Here is a 19,480-nt window from a genome sequence, read left to right as displayed (position 1 = left end):
CGCACGCGGAGGGGGATCCGCCCCCCGCGCCAGTTCTTCGTGCCGCTCAGCCGGTCTTCTTGGCGCGGGTCAGCTGGATACCGTCGAGGACATCGGGCTCGGTGTCTTGCGGGCGCAGCCCCAGAAGCGGCGCGATGCGGCGGATCAGCTCGGCCGCGACGGGAACCGCGGTCCAGCCGGCGGTGCGCCGGTCCTCGCCCGCGACGAAGGTCGAGGGCTCGTCGAGGCTCAGCACCAGAACGTATTTCGGATCGGTCACCGGGAAGACGCCCGCGAAGGTCGCCATGACCTTGTTGTCATAGTAGCCGCCCGTCGGCTTCACCTTGTCGGCGGTGCCGGTCTTGCCGGCGACCTCGTAGCCCTTGACGTTGGCGAAGGACGCGGTGCCGCGCGTCACAACGGCGCGCATCATCGCCAGAAGCTTCTTCGAGACGTCCTCGGACATCACCTGCTCGCCGGGAGCGTGTTTCTCGTCATGCACCAGCGTCGGGCGCACCAGACGGCCGCCGTTCGCGATGGTCGCATAGGCCGAGGCCAGATGCAGCGGCGAGGCCGACAGACCGTGACCGTAACCGATGGTCATCGAGGAAATCTCGGACCAGCGGGCCGGCACGATGGGGCGGCCGGTCGGCGCCTCGGTCAGCTCGACCGGGGTCGGCGCGAGAAAACCCAGACGGGTCAGGAACGCCTTCTGACGGTCCGGCCCGATCAGCTGCACGATCCGCGCCGTGCCGATGTTCGACGAGTTCACCAGGATCTCGGTCGTCGACAGCCGCGCGCCGTAATTGTGGAAGTCCTTGATCCAGAACCGCCCCATCTTGAAGGGCGTGGTATCGAGAACCGTGGTCGGCGACACCAGACCGAGCTGCATCGCCTGCGCCACGGCGAAGGGCTTGAAGGTGGAGCCGAGTTCGTAAACGCCCTGCACCGCGCGGTTGAACAGCGGGCTGTCCGAGGCATCGCCCTTGGTCAGCGGCGACGGGCGGTGGTTCGGGTCGAAATCGGGCAGCGAGGCCATCGCCACGATCTCGCCGGTGTGCACATCCATCACGATGGCCGAGGCGCCCTTGGCCTTCATCACCGTCATGCCGCCCGACAGGATATCCTCGACCGCGGCCTGAATGGTCAGATCGACCGACAGTTGCAGGGGCGCACCCTTGTTCGCCGGATCGCGCAACCAGCCGTCGAAGGCCTTCTCGACGCCGGCGACGCCGACGATCTCGGCCGAGTTCACGCCCTCGGCGCCGAAGCGGGTGCCGCCCAGCACATGCGCGGCGAGCGTGCCGTTGGGGTAAAGCCGCATCTCGCGCGGGCCGAACATAAGGCCCGGGTCGCCGATGTCATGGACGGCCTGCATCTGCTCGGGGCTGATCGTCTTCTTGATCCAGACGAACTTGCGCCCGCCGGTGAAGTCCTTGACGAGCCTGTCATAATTCAGATCCGGGAAGATCTTGACCAGCTTGCGCGCACAGTTGATCGGGTCGATCATCATCGGCGGTTGGGCGTAAAGCGCATGGGTGACGAGGTTCGTCGCCAGCACCCGGCCCTCGCGGTCGGTGATGTCGGCGCGCTGCGCGAGGATCGCGGGCGCGGTATCGGCGGCCTGCGGCTCCTGCGGTTCGGCACCGGCGATCATCCCCATGCGCACGCAGATCGTGACGAAGGCCACCAGAAACATGCCCCCCAGCAGCAGCAGCCGCACCGAGGCCGAGTTGCGGGTGCGGTCGCGCATCTGCTCGCCGCGGATGCGGATGTTTTCCTTCTCGATCGCATCGGGATTCTCGCCGCGGGCGCGGGCGTCGAGGATGCGCGGCAGCGGGCGCAGGGGGGTGCGGATCATGGCACTTCCTCCAGCCGGGTCGGACCGTCGTCGAGGGGTTGCGGCACGTTGGTAAGCACATTGACCGGCTTCACCCCGGCCAGAACCGGGGCGGTGTTCTCATCGGGCGCGGGGGCGTCGGGATCGGGGTAAGCGATCTGCGACACGGTGCCGAACTGCTCGGGGGCGAGCGGCAGCAGACCGAGCTTGCCGAAGTTCAGATTGGCCAGCGCCCGCAGCCGGTCGGGGCGGTTCAGATAGGCCCATTCGGCGTTCAGCACGCCAAGGCCCTCCTGCAAGGTGGCGATCTCGACCTTGATCCTGCGCAGCTCGGACTGGCGGTCCTGCGTCGCGTAATTGACGTGATAGGCCCAGAACGCGAGCCCCATCACGCACAGCGCGGTGGCAAGATAAAGGATCGTTCTCATCGGGCGCGTCCCGTGACAGGGGGATGATACTCGGACAGGGCGGGCGCCGGCAGCCCGAGGGCCGCCCGGTCCGCCGACCCGGCCGGGGTATCGGTGCGCACCGCGACGCGCAAGAGCGCCGAACGCGAGCGCGGATTCTCGGCCAGTTCGCGCTCATCGGGGCCGACGGGCTTGCGGGTGAGAAGGTCGAAGGCCGGTGCCTCGCTCGCCTGCGCGGGCGCATAGCGAGAGCCGCCGCCGCGCCGGCCGGAACGCTCCTGGAAGAAGCGCTTCACCACCCGGTCCTCCAGCGAATGGAAGGTGACGACCGCGAGCCGCCCACCGGGTTTCAGCGCGCGCTCGGCGGCCTCAAGCCCGGCGGCAAGCTGGCCGAACTCGTCATTGACCGCGATGCGCAGCGCCTGGAACGAGCGCGTGGCCGGATGGCTCTGCCCGGGCTTCGGGCGCGGCAGGCACCGTTCGATCACCTGCACGAGCTGGCGGGTGGTCTCGAAAGGCGCGGTCTTGCGCGCCTCGGCGATGGCGCGCGCGATCCGGCGCGAGGCGCGCTCCTCGCCGTAATGATAGAGGATATCGGCGATCTCGCCCTCGCCCGCGTGGTTCACGATGTCGGCCGCCGACACGCCATCTTGCGACATGCGCATGTCGAGGGGGCCGTCCTTCATGAAGGAAAAGCCGCGCTCCGCCCGGTCGAGCTGCATCGAGGACACGCCGAGGTCCAGCACCACCCCGTCGAGGCCACCCGGCGCGACCTCGGCCGCGTAGGTATCGAGTTCGGAGAAGGTGCCTTCGACCAGCACCAGACGGTCGCCATACTCGCCGCGCCAGGGGGCGGCCATCTCGAAGGCCAGCGGATCGCGGTCGACGCCGATCACCGTATCGGCGCCCGCCGCCAGCAACCCGCGGCTGTAGCCGCCGGCGCCGAAGGTGCCGTCAAGCCATACCCCAGAGACAGGCGCGACCGCTTCGAGGAGCGGCCGCAGCAAAACGGGAATGTGGGGGGCGGAAGCTGTCACTGGCTGCCTCCAAGTTTCGGCAGGTTGATGAGAGGGTCGTAATGCGGCGGCCGGGTCTGGGCGCGCTCTGCCGCAACAGAGGCCTGTTCGGCCGCATAGGTCTCGGGGTCCCAGATCCGGAACGAGGTGCCGGCCGAGGCGAAATAGACGTCCGATTTCAGGCCGATCTTCTCGCGCAGTTTCTGCGGCAGCACCAGACGCCCGTCCGGGTCGATCTCGGTCTGATGCGACTGCGCATACATCAGCTCCTCGATCTCGGCGCGCTCCTGGGTGCCGCGCTGCATCATGTCGATCTGTTCGTCAATCTCGTAGACGGCTTCCATCGTGTAGACCTCGAGCCAGTTCCGCTCGGGTCCGCCGTAGACGATGACGATGTTGGGGCGTTTGTCCGGGCTCCAGTCGGGATCGCCGGCCTCAATCACGCGGCGGAACGGGGCGGGGATGGAAACGCGACCCTTCGCGTCCATCCGATACGTCTCCGAACCTCTGAACCGCCGTGCCAAGGCTGGCGTTCTCCTGTCCCGTCACCACGTTTGCCGACCCTGGGGGCCGGATATGAAAACGGCGGATCGGGCTGCTGCCACTGCCCGATCCGCCGCCCTCGTTCCCATCTCTGGGGCTGTCCGACTGCGCACGCCACCTTGGGGGATGTCTGCTCGCTCGCGCGCCGGATCTTTTTCTTCGTGAAGTGGGTGCCTGTATGAAACTGCTCTTTTCCGCGTGAGGTCTTTTCGCCTCGTTCCCATCTTCCCGATGAGCCAGTGATGCCATAAGCCCCCGCGGGAAAGCAAGGGATTTCTCCCCACCCAATGGGATTTTCCACCCCATCATCTGGGACAACCCCTTCGCCCGGCACCACAGATGGTGCCCTTATCCACAGGATCGGCGAAATTATAGCGGAACACTGCAACGATACCCACCAGATGTAGAGGTCCGGAAGATCCCGAAACTTCGCCCATGAATTCCCGGAATGAACCCGGTTCCGCCCCCAAATGCGGCCCGAAAGTCACAGGCAAGAGTGGGCGACAACGGGCGGACTCCGCCTCACGCGCAAGTGATTCGCGGCGAGGACGGGGCGCCGTCCGACAGGGGTGGGGCGAATTCCCATGCCCATCCCTCGCGGGCCCGGTCTCTTTCGGAAGGACCCGAAAGTTTTTGCCCGGGCGACGGAACCAGATACATTCACCGTTCCATATGTGAACTCCGGCAACCGGAGCGTTTCACAGGAGACCGCCATGAAGACCCCCCCGCCCCTCAGCCGCCTGCCCCTCAGCCGCCTGTCCCTCGTTGTCGCCGCCGTTCTGCTCGGCCTGCCCGGCGCCGCGTCGGCGGCGCGCTATCCGCAGCCCGTCACCGACGCGATCGAGCGCGCCCTCGATGACGAATACCAGGCCGAGGCGCTCTACAGCGTCGCCATCGCCGCGTTTGGCGAGCAACGCCCCTTCACCAACATCATCCGCGCCGAGCGCCGACATCAGGAGATGCTGAAAGACCTGCTGCGCGCCTCGGGCACGCCTATTCCGGCGAACGGCTGGCTCGACGGCACGAAACCGCGCCCCGAGGCGCCTGCCACGCGGCAGGCCGCCTGTGCGGCCGGCGTCGCGGCCGAGGTCGCGAATGCGGATCTTTACGACAAGGATCTGCTGCCCAAGGTCGTGAATTACCCCGAGGTCACGCGGGTATTCACCGCGCTGCGAGACGCCTCGCAACAGCGTCATCTGCCGGCGCTCCGGCGCTGCGCACGCTGAATGAAACGGGGCGCCCGACGGCGCCCCGTTTCACACCTCAGACGAGACCGCGTGCAATCAGATCCTGCGCGAGCTTCGCATAGGCACCCGCGGCCGGCCCCTCGCCCGCCGCGATCGGCGTGCCGGCATCGCCCGCCAGCCGCACATCGAGATCGAGCGGCAGCGCACCGAGGAACGGCAGATCCAGCGCCTTCGCCTCGGCCTCGACCCCGCCATGACCGAACAGATGCGCCTCATGACCGCAGTTCGGGCAGATATAGGTCGACATGTTCTCGATCAGTCCGAGAACCGGCGTCTTCAGCCGACGGAACATGTCGATCGCCTTGCGCGCATCGAGCAGCGCCACATCCTGCGGCGTCGAGACGATGATCGCCCCGTCGAGCTCGGTCTTCTGGCACAGCGAGAGCTGCACGTCGCCCGTCCCCGGCGGCAGGTCGATGATGAGAACGTCGAGCGGGCCGTGAATGTCCCAGTCGACCTGGTTCAGCATCTGCTGCATCGCGCCCATCAGCATCGGGCCGCGCCAGATCACCGCCTCGTCCTCGCGCAGCATGAAGCCCACCGACATCAGCGTGACGCCATGCGACTCGAGCGGGATGATGGTCTGCCCGTCGGGCGAGGCCGGACGGCGGTTGATGCCCATCATGCGCGGCTGGCTCGGCCCGTAGATGTCGGCGTCGAGCAGCCCGACCTTCTTGCCGAGGCGCGACAGCGCCACCGCGAGGTTCGCCGAGACCGTCGATTTGCCCACGCCCCCCTTGCCCGAGCCCACGGCGATGACGTGACGCACGCCCTCGACCCGGGTGGGGCCGGCCTGCGGCGTCGGATGCTTGCCGAATTTCGGCGGCTCCGACCCCGAGGCGGCGGGAACCACGATGGTCACCTGCTCGGCGCCGAGCGCGCGCACCGCCCGTTCCAGCGCCGGGCGCATCGCCTGCAGCTCGGCCGCCGGCGCACCTTCCAGAACGAAGCGCACCACGCCCGCCTCGACAGCCAGCGCATGGACCAGATTCCGGCTCACCGGATCCTGCCCCGAATCCCCGACCGCCTTTTTCAGCGCCTCAAGCACCGTTTCCTTGTTCAGAGCCATCTCTCTCTCCGCACGATTTGCGCGGGACTGTGGCCTTTTTGCCAAGGACTTCAAGGGCCGGCGAGAGATGAATCGCCACAACCCGTCTTCACGGCGCATGTTTTTTGAACGCCGCGCAATTTTCTATCAGAATCCTGCCTGAAATTAGGTCGGTCATTGTTATGCGTTTGCTGCATGGCAGAATTGAGCCTCCGCGCTATTGTGCAACTGCAGCATCGCGGTCATCTTGTCCTTACCGAAACGGGAAACCGACACGGTGAAGCGGGTTCGAAACCGCGACGACATTAAGTTCCTGAGGCTCCTCCTCCTCCCTGAGCCTCGGATATCGGCGGTGCCTTCCTCCTCCTCCCTGAGGGCACCGCCACCCTATATACCGGCCTCATTTGCCGGAAGCCGATGCGAAAGCCCTCCTCCTCCTCCCTGAGGGCGCTCGTAGAGAAGGCGGCGGTCCCTCTCCTCCTCCCCGGGACCGCCGCGCTTCGCCTATCGGCACAGAATACCGAAGGTCACTCCTCCTCCCTTGACCTTTGGCGATGGCGTCGCTCCTCCTCCTCCCTGAGTGGCGCCAGCTATACCAAGGCCCTTCCTCCTCCCTCGGGCCGAGGTTAGAAACGGCGGTGCCCCTCCTCCTCCCCGGGCGCCGCCGTTTTCATTTCCAGCTCCCTGATACACAGTGACGTGCCGCAGCCGCCGTTTCCGGGCTTGCGTGCAGCCGCAGCGAACGGCATTCAGACGGCGAACGGAGGGCCTGCCATGTTGTCCTATCAGCATATCTATCACGCCGGGAATCTGGCCGATGTGCACAAGCACGCGCTGCTGGCGACGATGCTCGATTACCTGACGCGCAAGGACAAGCCCTTGACCTACATGGAAACTCATGCGGGACGCGGGCTTTATGCGCTGAACGCGGAGGAGGCGCGCAAGACCGGGGAGGCCGCCGCCGGCATCCAGCGGATCGAGCGGCTGAACTGGTTTTCGCCCGAACACCCCTACATGCGCGCCCTTGCCGCGGTGCGGCGCGCGCATGGGCCCGCGGCCTATCCGGGTTCGCCCCTCGTCGCGGCGAACCTGCTGCGCCCGATCGACGCGATTCAACTTTGCGAATTGCACCCGCAGGAATTTGCTGCACTGCAGCATAATCTTGCGGCATTCGGTGGCATCCTGCATCACAAGGACGGGTTGCAGATGGCGCTCGGGCTGACGCCGCCCACCCCACGGCGCGGAATGCTGCTGATCGACCCGTCCTGGGAAGTGAAAAGCGATTACGATTTAATCCCGAAGCTGATCGGTCAGATCGCGCGCAAGTGGAACGTCGGCATCGTGGCGCTGTGGTATCCGATCTTCGCGGCGACCGTGGCTTCCGCCCCGGCGCAGCACGCGATGGTCAACGGCCTGCGCCGCGCCCATCCAGAAGCGCTGATCTCGGAAGTGGCCTTCCCGCCCGCGCGCGAGGGGCATGGCATGACCGGATCGGGGATGTTCGTGCTGAACCCGCCCTGGGGCCTCGAAGGCGAGGCGCGTCGTCTCGGCCAGCTCTTCGCGAAGCTGAAACCCTGAACGAGGCGCCCCCGGGCGCCCCGACCATGCCAGATCCGACTGCGCCAGACCCGGCGGTGCTAGAACGGCACGTCGTCCGTGGGCGACGGTGCGACCGAGAGGAACCCGGCCTTCACCCGCTTCGATCCGGACTTGTCGAATTCGACGGTCACGGTGTCGGCCTCGATCTCGATCACCTCGCCATAACCGAATTTCTGATTGAACACCCGGTCGCCGATGCCGAAGGGCATCTCGTCCGGGTCGAGGGTGATGACCTTGCGATGCGCGGCGGGTGCCGTGCCGGTGCTGTGCGCCTGCATCCGCTTCCAGCCGGGCGAATTGTAGACGTCCGCATGGGTCGCGCGTTCCTCGACCCCGCCGCCGGTATAGGCCGCGAAACTTGCCGCCGCCGCCGATTGTCCGCCGCCATACAGTCCCGGCGCGGTCAGCACCTCGACATCGGCGGCCGGCAGCTCGTCGATGAAGCGAGACGGCATCTGCGATTGCCATTGTCCATAGACCCGGCGGTTGCCGGCGAAGGAAATCGTGCACAGCTTCTCGGCGCGGGTGATGCCGACATAGGCAAGGCGACGCTCTTCCTCCAGAGACTTCTTGCCGCCCTCGTCCATGGCGCGCTGGCTCGGGAACAGGCCGTCCTCCCAGCCGGGCAGGAAGACCGCCGGAAACTCCAGCCCCTTCGCCGCATGAAGCGTCATGATCGAAACCTTGTCCTCGCCCTCCTCGCTGTCATTGTCCATGATCAGCGCGACATGTTCCAGGAACCCTTGCAGATTCTCGAACTGTTCCAGGGCCTTGACCAGTTCCTTGAGGTTCTCGAGCCGCCCCGGCGCCTCCGGCGTCTTGTCGGCGAGCCACATCTCGGTGTAGCCGGATTCTTCGAGGATCGTCTCGGCCAGACGCACGTGATCCTGACCTTCCAGCACCGCCGCGTGCCAGCGCGCCACGCCCTCGACGAATTCGCGCAGCCGCGCCGCGCCCTTGCCGCCGATCGCGCCTTGCTGGATCGCGCCGCGCGCGCCCAGTAGCAGGCTCACCCCGGCCTCGCGGGCGACGCGCTGAATGGTCTGCTGCGCCTTCTCGCCCAGCCCCCGCTTCGGCGTGTTGACCACGCGCTCGAAGGCCAGATCGTCCTCCGGGCTGACGGCGAGGCGGAAATAGGCCATCGCGTCGCGAATTTCCAACCGCTCGTAGAACCGCGGGCCGCCGATCACCCGATAGGGCAGACCGATCGACAGGAAACGGTCCTCGAACGCCCGCATCTGATGCGAGGCACGCACCAGAATCGCCTGATCGTCCAGCCGCAGCGGCCCGATGTCATGCGCGCCGCGGCGCAGCGCCTCGATCTCCTCGCCGATCCAGCGCGCCTCGTCCTCGCCATCCCAATGGCCGATCAGGCGCACCTTCTGGCCGCCCTTCGCCTCGGTCCACAGCGTCTTGCCAAGCCGCCCCTCGTTCGCCGAGATCAGCCGCGAGGCCGCCGCCAAGATATGCTCGGTCGAGCGGTAATTCTGTTCGAGGCGAATGACCTTCGCGCCCGGAAAATCCTTCTCGAAGCGCAGGATGTTGCCCACCTCGGCGCCGCGCCAGCCGTAGATCGACTGATCGTCATCGCCGACGCAGCAGATGTTGCGATGCCCCTGCGCCAGCAGCCGAAGCCACAGATATTGCGCGATATTGGTGTCCTGATACTCGTCGACGAGGATATAGCGGAACCAGCGCTGATACTTTTCCAGCACATCCGGGTGGGTCTGGAAGATCGTCACCATATGCAGCAGCAGGTCGCCGAAATCGACGGCGTTCAGCGTGATCAGCCGGTCCTGATACTGGGCGTAAAGCTCGGTGCCGCGGTTGTTGAAGGCGCTGGCCTCGGACGAGGGCACACGTTCGGGCGTCAGCGCGCGGTTCTTCCAGCCGTCGATGATGCCCGCAAGGCTGCGCGCGGGCCAGCGCTTCTCGTCCATGTTGGCGGCGATGATCAGCTGTTTCATCAGCCGGATCTGATCGTCGGTGTCGAGGATGGTGAAATTCGGCCGCAGCGTCTGGCTGTGCTGGGCCTCGATCAGATCGCCCGGACGGCCGTGCAGATCGCGCGAGATCAGCTCGGCGTGCCGGCGCAGCAGCTTGACGCAGACCGAGTGGAAGGTGCCGAGCCACGGCACCCCCTCGATCGCGCCGCCCAGAAGCGCGCCGACCCGGTCCTTCATCTCGCGTGCGGCCTTGTTGGTGAAGGTGACGGCGAGGATCTCGTTCGGGCGGGCGCGGCCGGTGTCGATCAGATGCGCAATCCGCGCGGTCAGCGCGCGGGTCTTGCCGGTGCCGGCACCCGCCAGCATCAGCACCGGGCCATCCATCGTCTCGACGGCGGCGCGCTGCTCGGGGTTCAGCCCGTCGAGATAGGGCGCCGGACGCGGCCGGGCGGCCTGCATCGCACGCTGGGACAGGCTGAGTGCGCCCTCGAAAGGGTCCTGATCGTCATAATCGCTCATGGCGGGTATCTTAGCCTCGCCCCGCGGCGAGGGGAAGCGTCGTTCTCGGTCCGTTCGCGCAATCCCTCACGCTACAGCCGGGCGAGCAGCAGACAGCTTTCGCTGTTCGTCACCCCCGGCAGCTCGCGGATCTCGCGCAGCACCCGGTCGAAGCCCTCGAGCGTATCGGCGCGGATATCCACCACCAGATCCCAGGCGCCGTTCGTCGCATGGACCGCCGTCACCTCGGGGATGCGGTTGAGCGCGCGGATCCCCATCCGCGACATCCGGCCCTGCAGCGCGACCATGGTGATCGCGCGCACGCCGGGGGTTTCCCCGACCTCGGTCTCGATGGTGAAGCGCCGGATCTGGCCCGAGGCCACCAGCCCTTTCAGCCGCGCCCGCGCGGTGACGCGCGACACGCCGACCTCCTGCGCCAGATCGGTCAGCGACATCCGCGCATCGCGCCGCAGCGCGGCGATGATCGCCCGGTCGGTTTCGCTCAGATCTTCCATTTCGGATTATTTCTTTCCGTTTCGGATAGTATTGCGGCAATATTGACCTGATTGGACAGTGACGCCAGCCCCGCCGATCTGGAATTCTCTGCCCGTCCCGGACCGCACCGGCCCGCCCCCTCCTGCTGACAGAGGCCCCCATGACCCGCCACACCATCCTCCTCGGCGCCCCGATCCAGACCGGCGCCTCGCAGCCCGGCTGCATCATGGGGCCGCAGAGCCTGCGCACCGCGGGTCTCGCGAAGATCATCGAAGACCTCGGCTGGCAGGTCAGCGACCGGGGCGATCTGACGATCACGCCGCAGCGGCCGACGCCTCATCCGAACGCCGCGATCCACCATCTGGCCGAGACCCGCGCCTGGATCGACACCGTGCGCGAGGCGGCGCTCGCCGCCGGGCGCGACTGCGATCTGCCGGTGTTCATGGGCGGCGATCACTCGATGGCGGCGGGCACCCTGCCCGCGATGGCCGCGCGCGCGGCCGAAGCCGGCCGCCCCCTCTTCGTGCTCTGGCTCGACGCCCATCCTGATCTGCACAGCCTCGACAGCACCGAAAGCGGCAATCTGCACGGCACGCCGATGGCCTATGCGCTCGGCCTGCCGGGGTTCGGCTCGGCCTATCCGGCGAATGCCCATCCGCTCGATCCGGCAAATGTCTGCATGATGGGCATCCGCTCCGTCGACCGGGCCGAGGCGAAGCGCATCCTTGAGACCGGGATCGAAGTCCATGACATGCGCGCCATCGACGAGACCGGGGTGATCGCGCCGCTCAAGGCCTTCCTCGCCCGGGTGGCGGCGGCGAACGGGATGCTGCATGTCAGCTTCGACGTGGATTTCCTCGATCCGTCCTTCGCGCCGGCGGTCGGCACCACGGTTCCGGGCGGCGCCACCTTCCGCGAGGCGCATCTGATCCTCGAGATGGTGGGCGATTCGGGCCTCGCCACCTCGCTCGACCTCGTCGAGCTGAACCCCTTCCTCGACGAGCGCGGCCGCACCGCCAGGGTGCTGTGCGACTTCACCGCCTCGCTGTTCGGCCGGCGCGTGCTCGACCGGCAGACCCGCAGCTACTGAGCCTTTCGATTCGCCCCAAATATCCTAGGGGTGAATTCGGCGCAGCCGAAGAGGGGGCAAAGCCCCCCTCTTCTTGCCGCCCTCCCCGGAGCGACGCCCTTTACGCGCCCGGCTTCCGCCGCCAGACTGCAGATGAAAAGCCCGGAGGCATCTCATGCTCAGACATGTCGGCGCACAACGCAGCGACCGCATCGACCTTGAACTTGCCGCGATCCTGTCGACAGTGGCCGGTGCGCTGAACGCGGTAGGATATCAGGTCGCCGGGGTGTTCTCGGCCAATATGACGGGGAATGTCTCGGCTCTCGCCGATCATGCCGCACATGGCGACTGGACGGGCTCCATCGCCTTCGCCGGGCTGGTCGTCACCTTCGTCACCGGGGCATTCTGCGCCGCGTCGCTGATCCATCTTGGCGAGGCGCAGCACATGCGCGCGGTCCATGCCGGAGTGATCATCCTCGAAGCCGTGCTGCTGATCGCGCTGTGGCTTTGGGTCCGGGCGAGCGGGGCACCCGCGGGCTCCGCCGGGCTGACGACGGCACTGAGCTTCCTGATGGGCATGCAGAACGCCACCACGACGGTGATCTCGAAGGCGCGGGTTCGCACCACCCATGTCTCTGGCACCGCGACCGATTTCGGCATCGAGGCGGCGGCGCTCTTCGCGGGATCCGAGGCCCGTCGTCTCGCCCGCCCGATGCTGCGCCTGCACGGGCTGACGATCCTGTGCTTTGCCCTCGGCGGCATCGGCGGGGCGCTGCTGTATGCTGGGGTCGGAGAGTGGCTGTTCGCTCTGGCGGCACTCGCGCTGCTCACCGCCGCGGTCCCCGAGGCTGTGCGGGCCATGCTGGCGGACTGACCGCCATGGGGCCTGCCTGCTTACCCCACGTCCGGCAAAAGGGGGCTCTGCCCCCTCGGGCCTTGCGGCCCTCACCCCCGGGATATTTGCGGCGAATCGAAAGAAAAGTCCGCTCTGCTCTTTCGGCTTTCCATAAATATCCCGGGGGCGCGGGGGCAGAGCCCCCGCACGTCCCCCTGGATCAGAGCAGACCGCCGAGACCGCCCTCGGCCGCCTCCGCGAAGCCGAGCTGAGCGAGCAAGGCGCGCGCGGCGGCTTCATCCGTTTTCCAATCCGCCATGCGCGAGGCGAACAGCGTCGCCTGGCTTTGATGGATCAGCCCGTCGGACAGGATCTTCAGATGGTTGGCGCGCAGCGTCTCGCCCGAGGATGTGATGTCGGCCACGACCTCGGCCGTCAGGTTCTTCACCGTGCCCTCGGTCGCGCCCTGACTGTCGACGAGCTGCCAGTCGGCCACGCCCTCGCGGGTCAGGAACTCGCGCACCAGCCGGTGATATTTCGTCGCGATCCTCAGCCGTTGGCCATGCGCCGCGCGGAACGCATGTGCCACCGCGTCGAGATCGTCGAGCGTGTCGACATCCGCCCAGCAGGCCGGCACCGCGATGATCAGATCGGCATGACCGAAGCCCATCGGCGCGACCTCGGCGACCTGGGTCGACCAGTCGGCGAGCTTGTCGCGCACCAGATCCGAACCCGTCACCCCGAGGTGGATGCGCCCCGCCGCCAGCTCGCGCGGGATCTCGCCCGCCGAGAGGAGCACCAGTTCCACCCCTTCCGCGCCCTCGACCGCGCCGGCATATTCGCGCTCTGACCCGGTGCGACGCAGCCCGATGCCGCGTGCGCCGAACCAGTCGAAGGTCTTCTCCATCAGCCGCCCCTTCGACGGCACGCCCAGCTTGATGGTCATCGGCGGCCCTCCAGCCCGGCCACGACCGAGGGGCGGATCACCCCGCCCACGGCCGGAATTTCGCGCCCGCCGCCCAGAACGCGGGTCAGCGCATCGTAGCGTCCCCCCGTCGCGACCGGCGGAAGACCGGCATCCGCGGCGGCGAAAGTGAACACGAAACCATCGTAATATTCGAGCGTGCTGCGACCGTGGCTTGCCTCGAACCACAGGGTCGAGGTGTCGATCGAGCGCGCCGCCAGCGCCGCGAGCCGCCGCTCCAGCCGCGCGATCGCCGGATCGAGCGCCGGCAGGCCGAGCGCGCGCAGCCGCTCGGGCGCCTCATGCGCCGGGCAGGCCAGACGGAACAGCGCGTCGAACTGCGCCACCACCGCGGCGGGGATCGGCGCGGCCGCGGCATCGGCGCGCAGGATGGCGATGCGGGCGGCCATCTCTTCGGGCGAGCGCAGACCGATCCAGGGCGCCCCGGTGCCGGTGTCCCCGGCGACAAGGGCGCTCTGCGCCTCGGACACCGGCAGGAGGCCGGCGTAGCGGCTGAGCAAACGGTGGAACCGGCGCGGACGCCAGATGTGATGGAGCAGCGCGTCCTTGCGCGGCGCGATGGTGTCGATCCCCTCGACCGCGGCGCGCAGGATGCCGATGTCGCCGATGGTCGCGGCCGGGCGCAGATGCGCCAGAAGCCGGGCGAACAGCGCGAAGACCTCGGCATCGGCGGCCTCGGGATCGGTGCGGTCGAAGACCTCGTAGCCCGCTTGCAGATATTCGCTCGGCCGCGCGGTGCCGCGGTGATCTTGCCGGCGGAACACCTCGCCGAGATAGCAATAGCGGGCGGGCTCGGCACCCGCGGCCATATGCGCCTCGACCACCGGCACGGTGAAATCGGGGCGCAACATCATCTCGCCGCGCAGCGGGTCCGAGGTGACATAGGCCCGCGCGCGGATGTCCTCGCCGTAAAGGTCGAGGAGCGTGCCCGCGGGTTGCAGAAAATCGGGGGTGATCTCGGCGGCACCGGCGCGCAGGAACGCGCCCAGCAGACGTTCGCCGATCTCGCGCGCGCGGGCCTTCGCCGCAGGATCCATGGCCCCGGTCATCACGCCGACAGCCCCAGCATCCGCAGCACCGAGGCGACCATCTCGCCGCGCGAGACCTCGATCTGCGCCGGATGGTCCTTCCATTCCTCGAGGCTCGCCGAGGCCGCGATCTTCGCACCGAGCACGAGATCCTTGATCTGCACCACGCCGCGCGCCGCCTCGTCGCCGCCCTGGATGATCGCCACCGGAGCATTGCGTTTGTCGGCATATTTCAACTGGTTGCCGAAGTTCTTCGGATTGCCGAGATAGACCTCGGCGCGCAGCCCGGCGCGGCGCAGCTCGCTCGCCATGGCCATGTAATCGCCCATCCGGTCGCGGTCCATCACGGTCACCACCACCGGGCCTTGCACCGCGCCGCCGATCCGGCCCTTGGCGCGCAGCGCGGACAGCAGCCGGTCCACGCCGATCGACACGCCGGTCGCCGGCACTTCCTGCCCGGTGAAACGCCTGACCAGATCGTCATAACGCCCGCCGCCCGAGACGGAACCGAACGAGCGCTTGCGCCCCTTCTCGTCGAGGATCTCGAAGGTCAGCTCTGCCTCGAACACCGGGCCGGTGTAATAGCCAAGGCCGCGCACGACCGAGGGGTCGACCACGATGCGGTCCGCCCCATAGCCCTGCCCGTCAAGCAGCGTCGCGATGGTCTCCAGCTCGTCGACCCCGGCACGGCCGAGGTCCGATCCCGTCACCAGCTCCCGCAGACGCGCCGCGGTCGCGGCCCCCGTGTCGCGCTTCGCCGACATGAAGCCCATGACCACATCGGCCTGTTCATCCGACAGGCCCGCGCCCTTGGTGAAATCGCCCGACTCGTCAAGCCGCCCCGCCCCCATCAGCGCGCGAACACCGGCCTCGCCGAACTTGTCGAACTTGTCGATGGCGCGCAGCACGATGCCGCGCTCGGCCTCGAACTTAGCGGGATCGGAGGGGTCGAGGACGCCGGCCACTTCCATCACGCCGTTCAGCACCTTGCGGTTGTTCACCCGCACCACGTAATCGCCGCGCGGGATCCCCACGGCTTCCAGAGTATCCGACAGCATCCCGCAGATCTCGGCATCGGCCGCGACCGAGGCCGCGCCGACGGTATCGGCATCGCATTGATAGAACTGACGGAACCGCCCCGGGCCGGGTTTTTCGTTACGCCACACCGGCCCCATCGCGTAGCGGCGATAGGGCGAGGGCAGCTCGTTGCGGAACTGCGCCGCGACCCGGGCGAGTGGCGCCGTCATGTCATAGCGCAGCGCCATCCAGTCGCCGCCCTCGTCGAGCCAGGCGAAGACACCCTCGTTCGGCCGGTCGACATCGGGCAGGAATTTTCCAAGCGCCTCGACCGTCTCCACCGCCGAGGTTTCCAGCGGATCGAAGCCATGCGCGCGATAGACTTCCGCGATGGTCGCGAGCATCTCGTTGCGCTCGGTCACCTCGGCGCCGAAATAGTCGCGAAACCCTTTCGGCGTCTCGGCCCGCGGACGACGCGGTTTCTTGTCGCTGGACATGGTCTTGCACCCGATCGTTTCTCGCGCGAGGGTGTAACGGAACGGCCGCGGCGCGGCAAGCTCCGGAGGCAGGAATGACCGAACGCATAGACCATATCGAGGAACAGCTGGCTTTTCAGGCCCGCATCACCGAGGAACTTTCCGAAGTCCTCGCCCGCCAGACCCGCGAGATCGACCGGCTCACCCGCCTCGTCAATCTGCTGATGGAGCGCGAGGCCGAGCGCGAATTCGACGCCGGCGGCCAGATCCCGCTCGCCGATCAGAAACCGCCGCACTGGTAAGGCGCCGCCACCGTCCGACCGGGTGCGCCCTCATTCCATTCATCTTTCCGAAAATATCCCGGGGGTGAGGGCGAAGCCCGAGGGGGCAGAGCCCCCTCCCTTTTCTTTCCTGCGCGGCAGAGCCCCCTCCCTGGCGGGCCAGGCCCGCGCAAGGCCTCAGCCGCCGCTGCGCACCGCGAAGACGCACCCGTCGGTGACCAGATCGGGCGGCGACAGGCACAGCCCGCGCGCCACCTGCCAGGCGGCGAGCACCTTGGGCACGTAATCGCGGGTCTCGGCATAGGGCGGCACGCCGCCCGCGCGCAGCACCGCGTTCTCGCCCGCATTGTAGGCCGCGATCACCATCAGCGGATCGCGGTCGAATTCCTTCATCAGCCAGTCGAGATAAGCCACCCCGCCGCGGATATTCTTCATCGGGTCGGTGCTGTCATCGACGTTGAACCGGGTCGCGGTGGCGGGAATCAGCTGCATCAGCCCGACCGCGCCCGCGCTTGAGATCGCATCGGCGCGCCCGCCCGACTCCGTTGAGATCACCGCCAGAACCAGCGCGGGAGAAACCTCCGTGCCTATGGTCGCCGCCAGAATTTCGCGCCCGTGACGGCTGGCGATATCCTGCAGCCGTTCGAGCCGCGGCGCACGCACACCTTGCCCGTTCGGCCCCATGGCAAGCGCCGCCATCGCCTTGTCGAACCGTCCGGTCCGGTCACCGATCGCGGTCGAGACCTGTGTCCAGAACCAGGCGTAATTGGTGCTGCCCTGCGGGGCGTCGAGCGCGCTGCCATTGCCGAATCCGCGCCGCACCGTGGGCTGGGCGAAGGGACGCTCCTGCCAGGCCGCCAGATCGCGGGCCTGCTCCGTCGGGTCGATCTGAATGGTCAGAAGTCGCTTCGTGCCCGGCGCCGGCGGCTGCACCCGCTTGGGCTGAAAATAGTTCACCGTGGGCGTGCCGTTGTTGATCTCGGCAAAGGCGGAATGTCCCGTCCCGAAGGCGAGCCCCAGAGCCAGACAGGCTCCCAGACAGATTTTGCCCTTCGGGACGGCAAAGCCCTTCGGACCGATTCCGCACATGCCGCGCATGGCACCTTTACCGCAGCTTCCTTACTGTTCCGTTTATCCCGGAAAAGGCCGAGGAAATCCAGCCGTTTGCAACTCCCCCCGCGTCCTGCGGTCGCGCAGAGCGGCTGACGCTCGGCCCCGGCCTGTCGCCACGAATATGAACCCAGTCTGCCTCAATAAGGTCACGATTCAAAATCATTAGTTAACGCAACCGCAGCGTAGAGCCACCCTGTGACAGCGACCAGCGGTCCAACCCATCCCCCGAGCGAAATCGGGGGCATTCAGGAGAAAGCACATGAAGTTCTTCAAGTTCGCCCGCAAGGTTCGCAACGACGAAGATGGCGCCGTGACCGTTGACTGGGTCGTGCTGACCGCTGCGATCGTCGTCCTCGGCGGCGTCGTGATGGCCGCGATCAAGGGTGGTGTCGTGACCGCCGCGAGCAACATCGGCAACTACCTGAGCAGCTCGGCCACCAGCACCACCACGCTGAGCACCACCAACTGATTTCGGGAAGCGGATGCGGACCCGAGTCCGCTATCCGATGCCTTTGCGGTGGCGACTGTCGCTTTCGCCGCAATAAGCGATCGCGAGGGGGCCGCGCAGCACAGCGCGGCCCCGTTGCATAAGAATCCAGGCCGTCACGCCCGTCATCGCCCAGGGCGGCCCGGACAGCAGTGCAGCGCTGTCTTTCCCGTGTCAGCCCGGTTCGGAGCAAACCCTCCCGATGATCAGGTTCTGGAAAATCCGCCGCCCCGATTTCCGAAGCGAAAGCGGAGCCGTGACCGTCGACTGGGTGGTGCTGACCGCGCTGGTGGTCTCGCTCGGATTTGTCGTCGGATATGCTGTATGGGGGCCGGCCGGCGAACGTGCCGTAGCCATCTCGAACCAGATCCTGAGCAATGTGAACTCTTTGCTGCGATGCGGGGAAATGTCCTGCGGTCAATGACCCGGGCCGACGGAATGAACCGGCAGGCTGAGCCAGATCAAAGCGGTGGAAATCGGCAGGACTAGGTTGTAGGCCAATGATGCGGCCCGTGACGGCCGGAGACAACGGCGTAAGGGATCACGGGATGAAGCTCATCGTTGCTTTGGTACTTGTCGCGGGCCTGGCCCTCGGAGGGCTGGCGATCCGCATGGCGCAAAGCCAGATCGGACAATATCAGAGCGACCGCGATGCGCTTCTCGAACGGGTCAAGCAGATGCCGCGCCTTGTCGATATCGTCGTTGCCAAGCACGATCTGAAATACGGCCAGCGTTTCGACAAATCCGATCTGGTGGTGACCCAGATGCAGGCCGATCACATCCCCGCCGGTGCGTTCAGCCTGATTTCGGCGCCCGACAAATCCGCCGACTCCAAGCGCGCGGTCTTTGCCGACACCGAAAACCGCCCGCGCGCCGCGATGCGCGCCTATCTGGCGAACGAGCCGATCCTCGCCTCGAAGATCACCCCGCCCGGCATGGATGCCGGCATCGCCGCGATCCTCGCGCCGAACATGCGTGCTTTCACCATGACCGTCGACGTGCAATCGAGCATCTCGGGCTTCCTGCGTCCGGGCAGCACGGTCGACGTCTACTGGTCGGGCACGATCAACAACACGCTGGTCTCGAAGCTGATCTATCCGAACCTGCGTCTGATCGCCGTCGACCAGAGTGTCGATTCGGACCGCCCGGAGATCACCGTGGCCGCGCGCACCATCACCGCCGAGGTCTCGCCCGAGGATGTCGCGGCCCTTACCCTCGCCCAGTCGAGCGGCAAGCTGACGCTCGCGCTGGTCGGTTCGGGCGACACCACCGATGTCGGAGCGATCGAGGTCAACCGAGATCAGGCGCTCGGCATCACGCCCGAGGCCATCGCCCCGCAGCAGAAGACCTGCACGATCCGGACCCGCAAGGGCACCGATGTCGTCGAGACCCAGATCCCCTGCCCGCAGCAATGACCGTTCCTGCCGCCGGGGTCAGACGCATCGCGAGCGATACTTAGCCCTGATTCCCGGCCTCGTCTTCGTCCGGCCTCTGTCAGCCGCCTCACCCCGCCCGAAAACGCGTTTCCGGCGGGGTGTTTTCATCGGGCACCGCCGCAGTCTGTGTTGATC

The 19,480-nt window shown here is 67.1% G+C and carries 19 protein-coding genes; 8 read left to right on the top strand and 11 right to left on the bottom strand.

Annotated features, from left to right (window positions below):
• Positions 1–46: 46 nt before the first annotated feature.
• The 4 genes from CG50_RS05395 to mraZ are packed head-to-tail and all read right to left on the bottom strand — an operon-like array spanning position 47 to position 3,766.
• Positions 47–1,840, bottom strand: a complete 1,794-nt coding sequence (locus CG50_RS05395) for a peptidoglycan D,D-transpeptidase FtsI family protein (protein WP_036636072.1) — start codon at positions 1,838–1,840, stop codon at positions 47–49.
• Positions 1,837–2,247, bottom strand: a complete 411-nt coding sequence (gene ftsL, locus CG50_RS05390) for a cell division protein FtsL (protein WP_081880294.1) — start codon at positions 2,245–2,247, stop codon at positions 1,837–1,839. Before ftsL ends, CG50_RS05395 begins: the two co-directional genes overlap by 4 nt.
• A complete protein-coding gene (gene rsmH / locus CG50_RS05385) occupies positions 2,244–3,263 on the bottom strand; it encodes a 16S rRNA (cytosine(1402)-N(4))-methyltransferase RsmH (RefSeq protein WP_051909557.1) in 1,020 nt (339 codons plus the stop codon). The genes ftsL and rsmH overlap by 4 nt, the downstream gene beginning before the upstream one ends.
• A complete protein-coding gene (gene mraZ / locus CG50_RS05380) occupies positions 3,260–3,766 on the bottom strand; it encodes a division/cell wall cluster transcriptional repressor MraZ (protein WP_081880293.1) in 507 nt (168 codons plus the stop codon). The genes rsmH and mraZ overlap by 4 nt, the downstream gene beginning before the upstream one ends.
• Positions 3,767–4,498: 732 nt before the next feature.
• Between mraZ and CG50_RS05375 the strand changes: the two genes are divergently transcribed.
• Positions 4,499–5,011 carry a hypothetical protein gene (locus tag CG50_RS05375; RefSeq protein WP_051909555.1) on the top strand — a complete coding sequence of 171 codons (513 nt, stop codon included), beginning with the start codon at positions 4,499–4,501 and terminating at the stop codon, positions 5,009–5,011.
• Between the two features lie 37 nt (positions 5,012–5,048).
• On the opposite strand, the gene CG50_RS05370 is transcribed toward CG50_RS05375, so the two are convergent.
• Complete coding sequence (locus tag CG50_RS05370; RefSeq protein WP_036636069.1) at positions 5,049–6,101, bottom strand: Mrp/NBP35 family ATP-binding protein; 1,053 nt, start codon at positions 6,099–6,101, stop codon at positions 5,049–5,051.
• 753 nt (positions 6,102–6,854) lie between these two features.
• Between CG50_RS05370 and CG50_RS05365 the strand changes: the two genes are divergently transcribed.
• Positions 6,855–7,658 carry a 23S rRNA (adenine(2030)-N(6))-methyltransferase RlmJ gene (locus CG50_RS05365; protein WP_036636068.1) on the top strand — a complete coding sequence of 268 codons (804 nt, stop codon included), beginning with the start codon at positions 6,855–6,857 and terminating at the stop codon, positions 7,656–7,658.
• Between the two features lie 59 nt (positions 7,659–7,717).
• On the opposite strand, the gene CG50_RS05360 is transcribed toward CG50_RS05365, so the two are convergent.
• Both CG50_RS05360 and CG50_RS05355 read right to left on the bottom strand, forming a co-directional pair.
• Entirely contained in the window at positions 7,718–10,144 is a 2,427-nt protein-coding gene (locus CG50_RS05360; RefSeq protein WP_036636066.1) for an ATP-dependent helicase, read from the bottom strand.
• Between the two features lie 71 nt (positions 10,145–10,215).
• Positions 10,216–10,638: an Lrp/AsnC family transcriptional regulator gene (locus CG50_RS05355; protein WP_036636065.1), complete on the bottom strand. Its 423-nt coding sequence runs from the start codon at positions 10,636–10,638 to the stop codon at positions 10,216–10,218.
• 140 nt (positions 10,639–10,778) lie between these two features.
• On the opposite strand from CG50_RS05355, the gene rocF reads away from it, so the two are divergent.
• Positions 10,779–11,708, top strand: a complete 930-nt coding sequence (gene rocF, locus CG50_RS05350; RefSeq protein ID WP_036636063.1) for an arginase — start codon at positions 10,779–10,781, stop codon at positions 11,706–11,708.
• 154 nt (positions 11,709–11,862) lie between these two features.
• A complete protein-coding gene (locus tag CG50_RS05345; RefSeq protein WP_036636061.1) occupies positions 11,863–12,561 on the top strand; it encodes a YoaK family protein in 699 nt (232 codons plus the stop codon).
• Between the two features lie 181 nt (positions 12,562–12,742).
• Here CG50_RS05345 and hisG read toward each other — a convergent pair whose 3' ends face one another.
• The 3 genes from hisG to hisS are packed head-to-tail and all read right to left on the bottom strand — an operon-like array spanning position 12,743 to position 16,049.
• Positions 12,743–13,468 (bottom strand): ATP phosphoribosyltransferase, encoded by a 726-nt coding sequence (gene hisG, locus CG50_RS05340; protein ID WP_036636060.1) that lies wholly within the window; start codon positions 13,466–13,468, stop codon positions 12,743–12,745.
• A complete protein-coding gene (locus CG50_RS05335; protein ID WP_245615608.1) occupies positions 13,465–14,556 on the bottom strand; it encodes an ATP phosphoribosyltransferase regulatory subunit in 1,092 nt (363 codons plus the stop codon). The genes hisG and CG50_RS05335 overlap by 4 nt, the downstream gene beginning before the upstream one ends.
• Positions 14,556–16,049 carry a histidine--tRNA ligase gene (hisS, locus tag CG50_RS05330; protein ID WP_036636058.1) on the bottom strand — a complete coding sequence of 498 codons (1,494 nt, stop codon included), beginning with the start codon at positions 16,047–16,049 and terminating at the stop codon, positions 14,556–14,558. Before hisS ends, CG50_RS05335 begins: the two co-directional genes overlap by 1 nt.
• Before the next feature lie 74 nt (positions 16,050–16,123).
• Here hisS and CG50_RS05325 point away from each other — a divergent pair, with 74 nt between their 5' ends.
• The gene (locus CG50_RS05325) at positions 16,124–16,330 is read left to right on the top strand and encodes a SlyX family protein (RefSeq protein ID WP_036636057.1); all 207 of its coding nucleotides are present in this window, start codon (positions 16,124–16,126) and stop codon (positions 16,328–16,330) included.
• Positions 16,331–16,486: 156 nt separating this feature from the next.
• On the opposite strand, the gene CG50_RS05320 is transcribed toward CG50_RS05325, so the two are convergent.
• Positions 16,487–17,398, bottom strand: coding sequence for a lytic transglycosylase domain-containing protein (locus CG50_RS05320; RefSeq protein ID WP_081880312.1), 912 nt, complete (start codon positions 17,396–17,398; stop codon positions 16,487–16,489).
• A 283-nt stretch (positions 17,399–17,681) separates the two neighbouring features.
• Between CG50_RS05320 and CG50_RS05315 the strand changes: the two genes are divergently transcribed.
• The 3 genes from CG50_RS05315 to cpaB all read left to right on the top strand — a co-directional run bounded on the left by CG50_RS05315 (position 17,682) and on the right by cpaB (position 19,324).
• The gene (locus tag CG50_RS05315; protein ID WP_036636056.1) at positions 17,682–17,891 is read left to right on the top strand and encodes a hypothetical protein; all 210 of its coding nucleotides are present in this window, start codon (positions 17,682–17,684) and stop codon (positions 17,889–17,891) included.
• A 220-nt stretch (positions 17,892–18,111) separates the two neighbouring features.
• Entirely contained in the window at positions 18,112–18,333 is a 222-nt protein-coding gene (locus CG50_RS05310; RefSeq protein WP_036636055.1) for a hypothetical protein, read from the top strand.
• A gap of 124 nt (positions 18,334–18,457) precedes the next feature.
• Positions 18,458–19,324, top strand: coding sequence for a Flp pilus assembly protein CpaB (gene cpaB, locus CG50_RS05305; protein WP_036636053.1), 867 nt, complete (start codon positions 18,458–18,460; stop codon positions 19,322–19,324).
• The last annotated feature ends 156 nt before the right edge of the window (positions 19,325–19,480 follow it).

This window comes from Paenirhodobacter enshiensis (assembly GCF_000740785.1).
Lineage (GTDB): Bacteria > Pseudomonadota > Alphaproteobacteria > Rhodobacterales > Rhodobacteraceae > Rhodobacter > Rhodobacter enshiensis.
Note: the sequence above shows the minus strand (reverse complement) of the source record. Positions and strands in the feature narration are given on the sequence as shown.

Bases quoted from the DNA above. Each gene is read 5' to 3' on its own strand.
- CG50_RS05315 (WP_036636056.1), top strand. From the start codon at position 17,682: ATGAAGTTCTTCAAGTTCGCCCGCAAGGTTCGCAACGACGAAGATGGC.
- cpaB (WP_036636053.1), top strand. From the start codon at position 18,458: ATGAAGCTCATCGTTGCTTTGGTACTTGTCGCGGGCCTGGCCCTCGGA.
- hisS (WP_036636058.1), bottom strand. From the start codon at position 16,049: ATGTCCAGCGACAAGAAACCGCGTCGTCCGCGGGCCGAGACGCCGAAA.
- CG50_RS05365 (WP_036636068.1), top strand. From the start codon at position 6,855: ATGTTGTCCTATCAGCATATCTATCACGCCGGGAATCTGGCCGATGTG.
- CG50_RS05325 (WP_036636057.1), top strand. From the start codon at position 16,124: ATGACCGAACGCATAGACCATATCGAGGAACAGCTGGCTTTTCAGGCC.
- CG50_RS05355 (WP_036636065.1), bottom strand. From the start codon at position 10,638: ATGGAAGATCTGAGCGAAACCGACCGGGCGATCATCGCCGCGCTGCGG.
- ftsL (WP_081880294.1), bottom strand. From the start codon at position 2,247: ATGAGAACGATCCTTTATCTTGCCACCGCGCTGTGCGTGATGGGGCTC.
- CG50_RS05335 (WP_245615608.1), bottom strand. From the start codon at position 14,556: ATGACCGGGGCCATGGATCCTGCGGCGAAGGCCCGCGCGCGCGAGATC.
- CG50_RS05310 (WP_036636055.1), top strand. From the start codon at position 18,112: ATGATCAGGTTCTGGAAAATCCGCCGCCCCGATTTCCGAAGCGAAAGC.
- rocF (WP_036636063.1), top strand. From the start codon at position 10,779: ATGACCCGCCACACCATCCTCCTCGGCGCCCCGATCCAGACCGGCGCC.
- CG50_RS05320 (WP_081880312.1), bottom strand. From the start codon at position 17,398: ATGTGCGGAATCGGTCCGAAGGGCTTTGCCGTCCCGAAGGGCAAAATC.
- CG50_RS05375 (WP_051909555.1), top strand. From the start codon at position 4,499: ATGAAGACCCCCCCGCCCCTCAGCCGCCTGCCCCTCAGCCGCCTGTCC.
- CG50_RS05370 (WP_036636069.1), bottom strand. From the start codon at position 6,101: ATGGCTCTGAACAAGGAAACGGTGCTTGAGGCGCTGAAAAAGGCGGTC.
- CG50_RS05345 (WP_036636061.1), top strand. From the start codon at position 11,863: ATGCTCAGACATGTCGGCGCACAACGCAGCGACCGCATCGACCTTGAA.
- CG50_RS05360 (WP_036636066.1), bottom strand. From the start codon at position 10,144: ATGAGCGATTATGACGATCAGGACCCTTTCGAGGGCGCACTCAGCCTG.
- CG50_RS05395 (WP_036636072.1), bottom strand. From the start codon at position 1,840: ATGATCCGCACCCCCCTGCGCCCGCTGCCGCGCATCCTCGACGCCCGC.
- hisG (WP_036636060.1), bottom strand. From the start codon at position 13,468: ATGACCATCAAGCTGGGCGTGCCGTCGAAGGGGCGGCTGATGGAGAAG.